The sequence below is a fragment of the Streptomyces sp. NBC_01549 genome (assembly GCF_026339955.1).
GTDB lineage: Bacteria > Actinomycetota > Actinomycetes > Streptomycetales > Streptomycetaceae > Streptomyces.
This window is the reverse complement of the sequence record NZ_JAPEPW010000001.1, coordinates 5,910,715-5,923,722: the sequence shown is the minus strand read 5'-3', so window position 1 is coordinate 5,923,722 and position 13,008 is coordinate 5,910,715. Positions and strand designations below refer to the sequence as shown.

11 protein-coding genes are annotated in these 13,008 nt (G+C 70.2%); 7 read left to right on the top strand and 4 right to left on the bottom strand.

Annotated features, from left to right (window positions below; genetic code table 11):
• The first annotated feature begins 264 nt into the window (after positions 1–264).
• The 4 genes from OG819_RS26385 (at position 265) to OG819_RS26370 (ending at position 5,466) form a co-directional block, all read left to right on the top strand.
• On the top strand, positions 265–1,029 hold the full coding sequence (locus OG819_RS26385; protein ID WP_266623415.1) for an IclR family transcriptional regulator: 765 nt from the start codon (positions 265–267) through the stop codon (positions 1,027–1,029).
• Positions 1,030–1,370: 341 nt separating this feature from the next.
• A complete protein-coding gene (locus tag OG819_RS26380; RefSeq protein ID WP_266415916.1) occupies positions 1,371–2,159 on the top strand; it encodes an MIP/aquaporin family protein in 789 nt (262 codons plus the stop codon).
• A 132-nt stretch (positions 2,160–2,291) separates the two neighbouring features.
• Positions 2,292–3,830 carry a glycerol kinase GlpK gene (gene glpK / locus OG819_RS26375; protein ID WP_266623416.1) on the top strand — a complete coding sequence of 513 codons (1,539 nt, stop codon included), beginning with the start codon at positions 2,292–2,294 and terminating at the stop codon, positions 3,828–3,830.
• Positions 3,831–3,849: 19 nt separating this feature from the next.
• Positions 3,850–5,466 (top strand): glycerol-3-phosphate dehydrogenase/oxidase, encoded by a 1,617-nt coding sequence (locus OG819_RS26370; RefSeq protein WP_266581328.1) that lies wholly within the window; start codon positions 3,850–3,852, stop codon positions 5,464–5,466.
• A gap of 121 nt (positions 5,467–5,587) precedes the next feature.
• Here the strand turns inward: OG819_RS26370 and mtnK are convergent, their stop codons facing one another.
• The 4 genes from mtnK to OG819_RS26350 are packed head-to-tail and all read right to left on the bottom strand — an operon-like array spanning position 5,588 to position 10,455.
• Positions 5,588–6,748: an S-methyl-5-thioribose kinase gene (mtnK, locus tag OG819_RS26365; RefSeq protein WP_266623418.1), complete on the bottom strand. Its 1,161-nt coding sequence runs from the start codon at positions 6,746–6,748 to the stop codon at positions 5,588–5,590.
• A 15-nt stretch (positions 6,749–6,763) separates the two neighbouring features.
• On the bottom strand, positions 6,764–7,804 hold the full coding sequence (locus OG819_RS26360) for an ABC transporter permease (protein ID WP_266623419.1): 1,041 nt from the start codon (positions 7,802–7,804) through the stop codon (positions 6,764–6,766).
• A gap of 25 nt (positions 7,805–7,829) precedes the next feature.
• Positions 7,830–9,362 carry a sugar ABC transporter ATP-binding protein gene (locus OG819_RS26355; protein ID WP_266651313.1) on the bottom strand — a complete coding sequence of 511 codons (1,533 nt, stop codon included), beginning with the start codon at positions 9,360–9,362 and terminating at the stop codon, positions 7,830–7,832.
• Positions 9,349–10,455 (bottom strand): substrate-binding domain-containing protein, encoded by a 1,107-nt coding sequence (locus tag OG819_RS26350; RefSeq protein ID WP_266651312.1) that lies wholly within the window; start codon positions 10,453–10,455, stop codon positions 9,349–9,351. Before OG819_RS26350 ends, OG819_RS26355 begins: the two co-directional genes overlap by 14 nt.
• A 593-nt stretch (positions 10,456–11,048) precedes the next feature.
• Between OG819_RS26350 and OG819_RS26345 the strand changes: the two genes are divergently transcribed.
• The 3 genes from OG819_RS26345 to mtnB are packed head-to-tail and all read left to right on the top strand — an operon-like array spanning position 11,049 to position 12,969.
• Positions 11,049–11,648, top strand: coding sequence for a cupin domain-containing protein (locus OG819_RS26345; RefSeq protein WP_266651311.1), 600 nt, complete (start codon positions 11,049–11,051; stop codon positions 11,646–11,648).
• The gene (gene mtnC / locus OG819_RS26340) at positions 11,645–12,364 is read left to right on the top strand and encodes an acireductone synthase (RefSeq protein ID WP_266651310.1); all 720 of its coding nucleotides are present in this window, start codon (positions 11,645–11,647) and stop codon (positions 12,362–12,364) included. Before OG819_RS26345 ends, mtnC begins: the two co-directional genes overlap by 4 nt.
• Complete coding sequence (mtnB, locus tag OG819_RS26335) at positions 12,361–12,969, top strand: methylthioribulose 1-phosphate dehydratase (RefSeq protein ID WP_266415897.1); 609 nt, start codon at positions 12,361–12,363, stop codon at positions 12,967–12,969. Before mtnC ends, mtnB begins: the two co-directional genes overlap by 4 nt.
• Positions 12,970–13,008 lie beyond the last annotated feature (39 nt).

Below are 13,008 nucleotides of genomic sequence, written 5' to 3'. Positions count from 1 at the left end.
GCTCCCTGAAGTGCGACGGCTGTCGGCTTTGCGCTTCCCATGGAAGGCGCACGCCGTCAGGGTAGCCCGAGCACCGTCACGAGGTCAGGGGCGTCCACGGGGCGGACGGGCGTGGCGTGAACGTCGGCGGGTGTTAAGACAGACCGAACACGTTGCGACGACCCATTAGCGGGAGCTCGGCAACGAACGGTAGTGTTCGACATTGCCGAACGGCGGTGGCGGAGTCGCACGCCGTCGGTCGAAGGGGACGGAGGCAGCACGGCGATGGCACGGAACATCCAGTCGCTCGAACGGGCGGCGGCGATGCTGCGGCTGCTCGCGGGCGGCGAGCGGCAGCTCGGCCTGTCCGACATCGCCTCGTCGCTGGGCCTGGCCAAGGGGACGGCCCACGGCATACTGCGCACCCTCCAGCAGGAGGGCTTCGTCGAACAGGACAGCGTCTCGGGGCGCTATCAGCTGGGTGCCGAGCTGCTGCGGCTCGGCACCACGTATCTCGACGTGCACGAGCTGCGCGCGCGGGCGCTGGTGTGGACCGACGACCTGGCCCGCTCCAGCGGCGAGAGCGTCTACCTGGGCGTGCTGCACCAGCAGGGCGTACTGATCGTGCACCACGTGTTCCGTCCCGACGACAGCCGCCAGGTGCTGGAGGTCGGGGCCATGCAGCCGCTGCACTCCACGGCCCTGGGAAAGGTCCTGTCGGCCTACGACCCGGTGGCGCACAGCGAGGTCCTGGAGGCGGAGCGGAAGACGTTCACGCCCCGCACGACGGTCGAACCGGAGCAGTTCGAGGGGGTCCTCGACCTGACCCGCGCACGCGGGTACGCCGATGACGTCGAGGAGACGTGGACGGGCGTCGCCTCGGTCGCGGCACCCATCCACAACCGGCGGCGCATGCCGGTGGGCGCGGTGGGCATCACGGGGGCCGTGGAGCGGATCTGCCGGGACGGCGAACTGCGCCCCGAGCTGATCGCGGCGGTACGCGACTGCGCCCGCGCGGTCTCCCGGGACCTGGGAGCCGGGCGGTTCTGACGCCCCCCGGAGGACGATCCGACCCCCGTACGACAAGCAGGCCGGTACGTGTTCGACGTACTGGCCTTTTCGTGTGTGCGCGCGTGCCGCTCGACCCTCTCAAGATCGATAACTCGCGGCGATCAATAACGATCGTGTTTTCGATAACGGAACCCTTGACGAGCTGGTAACACCGGAGCAAGACTCCCGTCCATCGGTCGGCATTGTCGAACACCTACCGGCAATACGAGTTAGAGTGTGACAACGCCATGGGCCGACATCGCTCTCACCCCCTGAGGGCGCGAACCACCGGAGGGACCCGGGGTTCGCCTTCCCCTGGACGAAGGACAAAGGAGTCGCGGGTGTCCAGCTCCGACATCTTCATCGGCGAGACCATAGGTACCGCCATACTCATCCTGCTCGGCGGTGGCGTCTGCGCCGCCGTCACACTGAAGGCCTCGAAGGCCAGGAACGCCGGCTGGCTCGCCATCGCCTTCGGGTGGGGCTTCGCGGTGCTCACGGCGGTCTACACCTCCGCGCCGCTGTCCGGCGCACACCTGAACCCGGCCGTGACGCTGGCGCTGACCATCAAGGACGGCGGGTGGAACAACCTGCCGGTGTACTGGGGCGGCCAGCTGCTCGGCGCGATGATCGGCGCCACGCTGGTCTGGGTCGTGTACTACGGACAGTTCCACGCGCACCTGACCGACCCCGAGATCGTGGGCGCTCCCGAGAGCAAGGCCACCAAGGCGGTCGAGGCCGAGGAGAAGGGCGCGGGCCCCGTGCTCGGCATCTTCTCCACCGGCCCCGAGATCCGCAACGCGGTGCAGAACCTCGCCACGGAGATCATCGCCACCGTCGTGCTGGTGCTCGCGGTCCTCACGCAGGGTCTCAACGACAAGGGCAATGGCCTCGGTCCCCTGGGCGCCCTGATCACCGCGCTCGTGGTCGTCTCCATCGGTCTCTCCCTCGGTGGCCCCACCGGCTACGCGATCAACCCGGCCCGTGACCTCGGTCCGCGCATCGTGCACGCGCTGCTCCCCCTGCCGAACAAGGGCGGCTCCGACTGGAGCTACGCCTGGGTTCCGGTCGTCGGTCCGCTGATCGGCGGCGCGATCGCCGCCGGCCTCTACAACGTCGCCTTTGCTTAGAGCCCCGAGGCCTTCGGGCCTCGGGCCCTCCTTGAACCGCAAGGTTTTCCGAGCCGTAAGCAATACGCCGTCAGGCCAAAAGCACCACGCCGTGAGCCAGCCCCTTTCATACGGAACCTTCAGGAGCACACCGTGACCGACGCACACACCGCCGGCCCCTTCATCGCCGCGATCGACCAGGGCACCACGTCCAGCCGCTGCATCGTCTTCGACCGCGACGGACGCATCGTCTCCGTCGACCAGAAGGAGCACGAGCAGATCTTCCCGAAGCCGGGCTGGGTCGAGCACAACGCCGCCGAGATCTGGACCAACGTCCAGGAAGTCGTGGCGGGGGCCATCGAGAAGGGCGGCATCACCCGCGACGACATCAAGGCCATCGGCATCACCAACCAGCGCGAGACCACCGTGCTGTGGGACAAGAACACCGGTGAGCCCGTCCACAACGCCATCGTCTGGCAGGACACCCGCACCGACGCGCTCTGCAAGGAGCTCGGCCGCAATGTCGGCCAGGACCGCTTCCGGCGCGAGACCGGCCTGCCGCTCGCGTCCTACTTCGCCGGCCCCAAGGCCCGCTGGCTGCTCGACAACGTCGAGGGCCTGCGCGAGCGCGCCGAGGCCGGGGACATCCTCTTCGGCACCATGGACTCCTGGGTCATCTGGAACCTGACGGGCGGTACGAACGGCGGTCACCACGTCACCGACGTCACCAACGCCTCCCGCACCATGCTGATGAACCTGCACACCCTGGCGTGGGACGAGAAGATCGCCGAGTCCATCGGCGTCCCGCTGGCGATGCTGCCGGAGATCCGCTCCTCCGCCGAGGTCTACGGCGAGGTCACCGGCGGCCCGCTCGGCGAGCTGCTCGGCGGCATCCCGGTCGCCTCCGCGCTCGGCGACCAGCAGGCGGCCCTGTTCGGCCAGACCTGCTTCTCCGAGGGTGAGGCCAAGTCCACGTACGGCACCGGCACGTTCATGCTGATGAACACCGGTGACAAGATCATCAACTCGTACTCGGGCCTGCTGACCACGGTCGGCTACCGCATCGGCGACCAGGCTCCGGTCTACGCCCTCGAGGGCTCCATCGCCGTCACCGGTTCGCTGGTGCAGTGGATGCGCGACCAGATGGGCCTGATCAAGTCCGCCGCCGAGATCGAGACCCTCGCGTCCTCGGTCGAGGACAACGGCGGCGCCTACTTCGTGCCGGCCTTCTCCGGTCTGTTCGCCCCGTACTGGCGTCCCGACGCCCGCGGTGTGATCGCCGGTCTGACCCGGTACGTCACCAAGGCGCACATCGCGCGCGCCGTCCTGGAGGCCACGGCCTGGCAGACCCGTGACGTCAGCGACGCCATGACGAAGGACTCCGGCGTCGAGCTCACGGCCCTCAAGGTCGACGGCGGCATGACCTCCAACAACCTGCTGATGCAGACCCTGGCCGACGTCCTGGACGCCCCCGTGGTGCGCCCGATGGTCGCCGAGACCACCTGCCTCGGCGCCGCCTACGCCGCCGGCCTCGCCGTCGGCTTCTGGACCAACACCGACGACCTGCGCGCCAACTGGCGCCGGGCCGCGGAATGGACCCCGAACATGGACGCGGAGACCCGCGACCGTGAGTACAAGAGCTGGCTCAAGGCCGTCGACCGGACCATGGGCTGGCTCGAGGACGAGAACTGACGAGGAGTAAGAACCCGCAATGACCAGTCAGTCCACCCTGCAGTCCGTGCCTGCCCTCGGTACGCACCCGGCCTCCGGCTCCAACCCGAGTCGCGCCGAGACCCGGGAGCAGCTCTCCAAGGCGACGTACGACCTTCTCGTGATCGGCGGCGGCATCCTGGGCATCTCCACCGCCTGGCACGCCGCGCAGTCCGGTCTGCGGGTGGCTCTGGTCGACGCCGGCGACTTCGCCGGCGCCACCTCCTCCGCCTCCTCCAAGCTCCTCCACGGCGGTCTGCGCTACCTGCAGACCGGCGCGGTGAAGCTGGTGGCGGAGAACCACTTCGAGCGCCGTGCGGTCTCCCGCCAGGTGGCCCCCCACCTGGCGAACCCGCTCACGTTCTACCTCCCCGTGTACAAGGGCGGGCCGCACGGCGCGGCGAAGCTCGGAGCGGGCGTCTTCGCCTACTCCGCCCTGTCGGCGTTCGGTGACGGCGTCGGCCACCTGCTCTCGCCGGCCAAGGCGCAGCAGGACGTGCCGGAGCTGCGCACCGAGAACCTCAAGGCCGTGGCCGTGTACGGCGACGACCAGATGAACGACGCGCGCATGGCGTTGATGACGGTCCGCGCGGCCGTCGAGGCGGGCGCGGTCGTGCTCAACCACGCGGAGGTGACCGGCCTGCGCTTCACCAAGGGCCGGGTCACCGGCGCGGACCTCAAGGACGGCACGAACGGCGCGGAGTTCGGCGTCAACGCGCGCCTCGTCCTCAACGCCACCGGCCCCTGGGTCGACCACCTGCGCAAGCTGGAGGACCCGAACGCGGCGCCCTCCATCCGCCTGTCCAAGGGCGCGCACCTGGTCCTCAAGCGCACCTCCCCCTGGAAGGCCGCGCTCGCCACCCCGATCGACAAGTACCGCATCACCTTCGCCCTCCCCTGGGAGGACATGCTGCTGCTCGGTACCACCGACGAGGAGTACGACGGCGACCCGGCGGACGTCTCGGTCAACGAGAGGGACATAGCCCAGATCCTGGACGAGGCCGCGTTCTCCATCCGCGACCAGCAGCTCTCCCGCGATCTGATCACGTACTCCTTCGCCGGTCTGCGCGTACTGCCGGGCGGCCCCGGCGACACCTCGAAGGCCAAGCGCGAGACGGTCGTCACGGAAGGCCGGGGCGGGATGCTGTCCGTCGCGGGCGGCAAGTGGACCACCTTCCGGCACATCGGCCGTACGGTCATGAAGAAGCTGGAGTCGCTGCCGGGCCACCCGCTGGGCGAGGACTTCGAGCCGATCTCCGAGCTGCCGAAGAAGCTGCCGCTGCCGGGTGTCGCCAACCCGCGCGCGGTCGCCCACCGTCTGCTCACCGACGGCCCGGCGCCCGGCCCCCGCATGGGCGCCGACACCGCCAAGCACCTGGCGACGCACTACGGTTCGCTGGCCTTCGACATCGCGCGCCTGGCGAACGAGAACCCGGAGCTCGGCGCGCGCGTCCACCCGGACGCCCCGGAGATCTGGGCGCAGGTCGTGTGGGCCCGCGACCACGAGTGGGCCGAGACGACGGACGACGTACTGCGCCGCCGTACGACGCTGACGATCCGCGGACTTGCCACGGACGAGGTCCGCGCCAAGGTGCAGGACCTGCTCGACAAGAAGTAGGCCAGTTCTGAGGGGCGGCTCCCACGGGGGGAGCCGCCCTTTCGCATGCGCCGCCACAGCGATGGGCGGCGGGGTGTGCCGCGGCCGTCGGACGCCTACTACGACGGTCGGCCGACGGCCGTCAGCGCAAGAGTGCCTCGACATCCTCGGGTGAGGTCAGCTCCGTGCGGCGGACGATCAGTTCACGCCCGAGGAGCAGTGTTCGCCGGGACGCGGGCACCGGGTCCGGCAGGGTCGTCAGGTCGGTGAGGTGGGCGAAGCCGATGACGCGGCGGACGATCTCCGCGCCGGCGAAGCCCAGGGAGTCGGTCCACACGCGGTCCAGGAATCGGTCGAGGAAGGCGTCGTCGAAGAAGGTGTCGACACGGGTCGGCCACAGGCGGCGGAACTCGGCCCTGAACGCGTCCCAGGAGAGGCGGAGTTGGTCGCCGTGGTCGCCCTCGATGCCGAGCGCGTCCGCGCGGGCCGCCGAGACGAGCGTGTTCGCCCAGTACAGGCCCAGGTCGAAACCGATCGGCCCGACGAAGGAGAACTCGGGGTCGAAGACCCGTACCACCGGGGCGCCCTCGCGTGTTCCGACCATGATGCTGCCGGTGTGCAGATCGCCGTGGAGCAGGACCTGCGCGCCGGTCATGAAGAGGTGGCGCAGTTCGGCGACCTCGGTGCGCAGCCGCGGGTCGGAGCGGAAGGCCCCGGCGAGGTCGTCGAGGCCGGGGTGCCAGTGGTTGTGCTCGTGCTCGAGGTACGGCTCGGAGAGGACGACATCCTCGGTGATCTTGCACAGCTCGGGGCTGACGGAGGCCGCGATCAGCGCCTTGCGTTCGGCGGAGGGCATGCCGAAGTCGCTGGTGGCGAAGGAGAGCTGGGCGACGAACTCGCCGATGCGGCGGGAGGTGTCCGGGCCGTAGGAGCCGCCCTCGTTGAGGACCGTGCGCAGCACCTCCAGATCGGACATGTCCTCCATGACGAGGACGTAGTTGTCGGAGTCGTAGCCGTGGATCGCCGGGATCTTGTCCGGGGCGACCTTGGCGACCTGCTCGTAGGCGCGGGCCTCGGCGTCGGCGCGCTCGGGGCTCATCGGCCAGGAGGGGCCCGCGACCCGTACCCAGGGCAGGGCCTGCTTGACGGCGAGGCCCCGGGTGCCGTCGGTGGCGGTGGCGAGGAAGACGCGGTTCATGTTGCCGTCGGAGACCTCGCGGACCTCCGGCTCGTCGGCGCCCCAGTGGCCGCGCTCTCGCAGGTAGCCGGCGACGTCCTCGGTCTCCAGGATGCGGTAGCCCATCGACTCGTAACTCCCTTATGCGGTGCGGCGCTTGGACAGGGTGAAGCTGAAGACCAGGGCGAGGATGAGGACCGCGCCCTCGACGACGTCCTGCGTGTAGTACGGGAGACCCTTGATGGTCAGCCCGGTGGTGATGATCCCGATCAGGACGGCGCCCAGGGCCGTGCCCCAGACGTTCGGGCGGCCCAGGCCGAGGACCGAGGTGCCGACCAGCGCCACCGCGATCGCCTCCAGCAGCTGGGAGGTGCCGGCCGAGACGTCGCCCTGGCCGATGCGGGACGCCAGGATCAGGCCGCCGGTCGACGCGAGGACGCCGGAGAGGACGTACGCCAGCGCCCGGTACGCGCCGACTCGGATGCCGGCCAGGCGGGAGGCCTCGGGGTTGGCGCCGATCGCGTACAGCACGCGGCCCCAGCGGGTGCGCGCCAGGAACACCCAGGCGATCACCGTCAGCGCGCCGAAGATCAGGACCGAGATGGGGATGCCGAGGACCGTGCCGCGGTCGATGCGCAGGAAGCCCGCGGTGAACCTGCCGGGCGCGGTGGTGCCGTCGGACTGGGTCATACCGGGGGTGATGGACTGCCCGTCGACCAGGACGAGTTTGGTGCCCTGGATCACGAACAGGGTGCCGAGCGTGGCCAGCAGGTCGGGGATCTTCAGGACGACGATCAGGAGGGCGTTGAGAAGGCCCACGAGCGCGCCCGCCACGACGACCGCGAGGATCGCGACGGTGCCGACCTGGTTGTAGCTGACCATCGTCTTCGCGGCGACCGTGACACCGAGGCCGGCGACCGAGCCGACGGACATGTCCATTCCGCCGACGGCCATGGTGAGTGTGACGCCGAGGCCCAGGATGGCGGCGACGGAGACGTACCGGAGGGTGTCGAGGAGCGTCGCCGAGTCGCGGAAGGACGGCTCGCTGATCGCGAAGTACGCGAAGAGCGTGACGGTGACGAAGATGAAGCCGTACTTGATGACGGCGTTCTGGATCCGGTGGCCGACGGCGGGCGCAGACGGGGTCGCCGCGCGCACGGGGGTGCTCTGGGTGGTGGTCATGGCGTACTTCCTGGTGTGCCGGGCATCAGACGGACGCCGAGATGGTCTGGATCACGCGGTCGCGCTCCGCGTCTTGCCCGTACGCGTCGAGGCGGATCTCGCCCGCGGCGAGGACGACGACCCGGTCGGCGACCTCGAGGATCTCGTCGACGTCGGCGGACAGGACGAGGACGGCGGCCCCTTCGGCGGCCAGGGCGCGGGCGCGGCGGCCGATGTCACGACGGGCTCCGATGTCCACGCCTCGGAACGGCTCGTCCAGGATGAGGACACGGGGGTTCTCGGCGAGCCAGCGGCCGACGACTACCTTCTGCTGATTGCCGCCGGACAGCTCCTCGACGCTGCTGTGTTCGTCCCGGGTGACGACGCCGAGCTGCTCGATGGTGGCGCGGCCGAGCGCGTCCTCCTTGGACCGGCTCACGAGTCCCACGGTGGAGAGGGACCTGAGGAACGGCAGGGAGATGTTCTGGGCCACCGACCAGCCGGGGATCAGCGCGTCCGCGTGCCGGTCCTCCGGGACCAGGTGTACGCCGCTGCGGATGGCGTCGGCCGGGCGGCGCGGCTCGTAGGGCTTCCCGTCCAGCTCCACGGCTCCCCCGGTGAAGGGTTCGGCGCCGAAGAGGCCGCGGGCCAGTTCGGTCTTGCCCGCGCCCAGCAGCCCGACGACGCCGGTGACTTCGCCGGTGCGCAGGTCGAGGTCCTGGGGCGGGTGGCCCGCGAGGAGTGGGACGCCGCGCAGGGAGAGGACGACCTCACCGTGCTCGCCTGTGTGCTGCGGCCGTGCGGTGGTCGCCTCCTGGGCCTGGGCGAGCATGGCGCGCAGGGCGCTGTCCCAGTCGAAGGGCTTGACCTGGTCCTCGGTGAGACGGCCGTCCCGCAGGACGACCAGGCGGTCGGCGAGCGCGTCGATCTCACCGAGGCGGTGGGAGACGTACAGCACCGCGATGCCCTCGGACCGCATCCGTTCGACGAGCGCGAACAGGCGCTCCGCCTCGGCGGCGGAGAGCGCGGAGGTCGGCTCGTCGAGGACGAGGAGGCGTGGGCGGGTCGCGAGGGCGCGCGCCAGGATCAGCAGCTGGCGGTCAGAGATGCCGAGTTCGGTGACGTCCCGCTTGAGCACGGCGTCGCTCCAGCCGAGGTCCAGGGCGGCCTGGATCTCGCGGGCGCGGGCCAGCAGCCTGCGTCCGCCCAGGAACGGGTTGCCGCGTGTCTGGGCCAGCTCCTCGAAGACCAGGTTCTCGGCGACCGAGAGGCCGGGCACGATGCCCTCGCCGATGCGCTGGTGCACGGTCTGGATGCCCAGCTGGCGGGCGGCGAGCGGGGAGTGGAGCGCGGCGGGCGCGCCGTTCACGCTCACCTGTCCGCCGTGCTCCGTGTGCACGCCGGACAGGATCTTGATGAGCGTGGACTTGCCTGCCCCGTTCGCGCCGAGCAGCGCGACGACGCTGCCCGGCGCGATGTCGAGGGAGACGGAGGCGAGCACCGTCTTGCCCCCGAAGGCCATGCTGACGTCGCGGAGGGCGACCGCCGCGACGTCAGCCGGTGCGTCAGTGGGCGACATTGGGAATCCAGTCCGCGGTGCTGACCTTGGAGAGGTTCAGCGCGGGCAGCGCCGTGCGCAGCTGGTCCATGTTCTCGATCTTGTTCTGCTTCAGGAAGTCCTGGGTGATGGCGACGGCCGGGAACTCGACCGAGGTGGTGTTCAGCTGACCGGCCAGTTCCAGGGCGGCCGTACGGACGACGGCGGCGCCGACCGCGGACGGGTCGGTGCCCGCCGTGGCGACCCACGGGCTGTCCTTGGCGGTCATGTTCTGGATGTCGGCGTTGGACACGTCCGCGCCGAAGACCTTCACCTTGCCCTGGAGCTTCTTGTTCTGGACGGCGAGGACGGTCCCCTTGGCGAGCTCGTCGTAGGGGGCGAAGACGCCGGTCACGTCGGAGTTCTGGGTGAGCGCTGCGGACACCAGGGGAACGTTGTCGGTGGCGGTGGAGTCGGTGACCTTGCCGACCTTGAACGCCTGCTTCCAGCCGCCTGCGTCGGCGGTCTTCTTCCAGACGCTGTCGCGCTTGTCGAGGGCGGCGTACCCGGCGACGTTGACGTAGCCGACCTTGGCGTTCTTGCCGAGGTCCTTCGCCATCACGTCGAGCACGGCCTGCGCCATGCTCGCGTCGTCCTGCTCGGTGCTGACGACGCTCTTGTTGGTGGTCTCGACGTCGTAGACGACGACCTTGATGCCCTTCTTCACCGCCTGGTCGATCTCGGGCTGGATCGTGGCCGGGAAGCCGTGGTCGACGATGATCGCCTGCGCGCCGGAGTTGATGGCCGAGGCCAGGTCGGTGGCCTGCTTGGCGTTGTCGGCCTGGGCGTCGTACACGGTCAGGTCGACGCCGAGGGCCTTGGCCTGCGCCTTGGCGCCGTTGCCCCACTGCTCGAAGTAGTCGCCGGCGCCGCTCTGCCGGACCAGGGCCACCTTGACGCCGCCCTTGCTGAATGGCGCGGGCTTCCTGCCGGTGGCGGCGGAGGCCGAGGCGGCCTGGTCGCCGGTGCTCTGCGAGGCGTTGGAGGACTGGGAGCAGCCCGCGAGGAAGAGCGCGGAGACGGACGCGAGGGAGAGTGCGGCGAGGGGGACGCGGGTGCGGGCGGTACGGGACACGAGAGCTCCAGGGCAGGGCGGGAAGGAAAGAGCGGGGCGAAGAGGGAGTGCCGGTCCGGAGCGCCGGGGAGGAAACAGGCCAGGGCGACAGGCGTATCGCACACGGGCGGGCACCTCGGGTTCACGGGGAACCGACTGAGGGCGGGGCCGTGGTCGGGCGCTCCGGTGGAGGTCAGCGACAGCGGGCTGTGGTCGACCGGAGCAAGTCCACGTACAGCCGCCGCACGAGCAGCAGCGTCTTCATAGGCAGATCATGTGAACGTTTTCAGCCATGCGTCAAAGCGTAAGACTCGGATTCTCACTACTTGAGACAACAAATAGCTCACACCCGACGGGCCACCCGGCGGGCGTTACGATCTCCGTACCGGCACCCGACCCGGGACAGTGAGGCTCCGATGACGACATCATGCGCGACAGCGATACGACGCTGTACCGGCGCGGCGTGTCGCGGCTGACCAGGCATTTCCCACCCGTCATCCGCCCGCGGAGGGCACCGTGCCCGGCCGCCCCGGACCTCCGGCGCCCCCTCCCGTTCCTCTTCCGGGTGCATGTCCAGCATCCGGACACAACTTCCAGATTCTGGAGCTTCTTCCATGACCCTGCTGACGACCTGGCCCGAGACCGGACCCGAGACGCTCGTGCGCCGCACCTCCGACCCTGCCGAGATCGCCGCCGCGCTCGCGCCGATCGGTGTGCGCTACGAGCAGTGGCCGGTCCGCGAGGACGTGCCCGCAGACGCGGACAGCGACACGGTGTTCGCCGCGTACGGTCCCGAGATCGAGAAGCTCAACGCGGAGGAGGGCTTCACGACGGTCGACGTCCTCGGGCTGCACCCGAGCGAGGACCCCGAGTACCCCGTCAAGGCGAAGGCCGCACGCGAGAAGTTCCTCCAGGAGCACACGCACGACGACGATGACGAGGTGCGCTTCTTCGTCTCGGGGTCCGGGATCTTCTACCTCCACGTGGGGGGCGAGGTGCACGCCGTGCTGTGCGAGAAGGGCGACCTGCTGGGCGTGCCGCGCGGTACGACGCACTGGTTCGACATGGGGACGTCGCCGTCGTTCACCGCGATCCGGTTCTTCCACGAGGAGGACGGCTGGGTCGGGAACTTCACCGGCGACCGGATCGCGGACCGTTTCCCGGACTTCGACACGATCGACGCGGGATACCAGCGGGACCGGGCCGCGGCGTGACCCTCCGGTTCGACGTGGACGCCGTGGTGCTCGACATCGAGGGCACCACGAGCGCCACGGGCTTCGTCGTGGACGTGCTGTACCCGTACTCCCGCTCTCGGTTCGGAGCACTGCTCTCGGAGCGGAGCGGTGATCCGGTGGTGGCGCGGGCGACGGCGCAGGTGCGGGAGCTGATCGCGGAGCCCGACGCGGACGCCGCCCGCGTCGAGAAGGCCCTGAACGACTGGCTCGACGAGGACCGCAAAGCCACCCCGCTCAAGACCCTCCAGGGCATCATCTGGTCCGAGGGTTTCGCACGCGGCGACCTCGTCTCGCACTTCTACGAGGACGTCGTCCCGGCGCTGCGCGCGTGGCACGCGGCGGGTGTACGGCTGCACGTGTACTCGTCGGGGTCCGTGGCGGCGCAGCGGGCGTGGTTCCGGTCCAGCCCCGAGGGCGATCTGCTGCCGCTCGTCGAGGGGTTGTACGACACGGAGAACGCGGGTCCCAAACAGGAGCCGGAGTCGTACGCGACGATCGCGGCGGCGCTGGCCAGCGCGCCCGACCGGCTGCTCTTCCTCTCCGACCGGCCGGGCGAGCTCGACGCGGCGCGGGCGGTCGGGTGGCGGACCGTGGGCGTACGCCGCCCCGGGGAGCCGTACTACGAGCAGGGCGTCGGCGATCACCCGCAGGCGGGGACGTTCGACGAGATCACCATCGCGAGGAGCACCACATGACCGCCGAGCCGAAAGTCCTCGACCTCCAGGAGGCGGGCGAGATCCTCGCCGCCGAGTCGGCCCGCTTCACCTCCTTCGGCTGGATGCGCGGCACGTCCGGCAACCTGTCCGTCGTCCTGAGCCGGGATCCGCTGCGGCTCGCGGTCACCGCGAGCGGGCACGACAAGGGTGAACTCACCCCCGCCGACGTGGTGGTGGTGGACGGTTCGGGTGCGGCGGTCGCGGGCGGGAAGCCGTCGGCGGAGGCCGAGCTGCACGCGCGCGTGGCCGCGCTCACGGGTGCGGGGGCCGTCGTCCACGTCCACACCGTCGCGTCCGTGGCCATGGGGCGCCGCGAGCCCGGGGGCATCGTGTTCCGGGACCTCGAGATGCTGAAGGGCGTCGGCCAGCCCGCCCACGGCGTCGAGGTCACCCTTCCCGTCATCGCCAACAGCCAGGACATGAAGGTCCTGGGCGACCGCCTGGAAGCGGCCCGCGACCCCCACATGCCGGCGGTCGTCGTGGCAGGCCACGGCCTGTACGTCTGGGGCGCGGACCCACGCCAGGCTCGCCATCACACCGAAGTGGTGGAGTGGCTGCTGGAACTGGAACTGACGCAGCGCTGATTCCGGCGGCGGGGGTCCCCGGGCAGGTGTCCGGGACCT

Coding starts and splice junctions, on each gene's coding strand:
- OG819_RS26385 (WP_266623415.1), top strand. CDS start 265: ATGGCACGGAACATCCAGTCGCTCGAACGGGCGGCGGCGATGCTGCGG.
- OG819_RS26370 (WP_266581328.1), top strand. CDS start 3,850: ATGACCAGTCAGTCCACCCTGCAGTCCGTGCCTGCCCTCGGTACGCAC.
- mtnK (WP_266623418.1), bottom strand. CDS start 6,748: ATGGGCTACCGCATCCTGGAGACCGAGGACGTCGCCGGCTACCTGCGA.
- OG819_RS26360 (WP_266623419.1), bottom strand. CDS start 7,804: ATGACCACCACCCAGAGCACCCCCGTGCGCGCGGCGACCCCGTCTGCG.
- OG819_RS26355 (WP_266651313.1), bottom strand. CDS start 9,362: ATGTCGCCCACTGACGCACCGGCTGACGTCGCGGCGGTCGCCCTCCGC.
- OG819_RS26345 (WP_266651311.1), top strand. CDS start 11,049: ATGACCCTGCTGACGACCTGGCCCGAGACCGGACCCGAGACGCTCGTG.
- mtnB (WP_266415897.1), top strand. CDS start 12,361: ATGACCGCCGAGCCGAAAGTCCTCGACCTCCAGGAGGCGGGCGAGATC.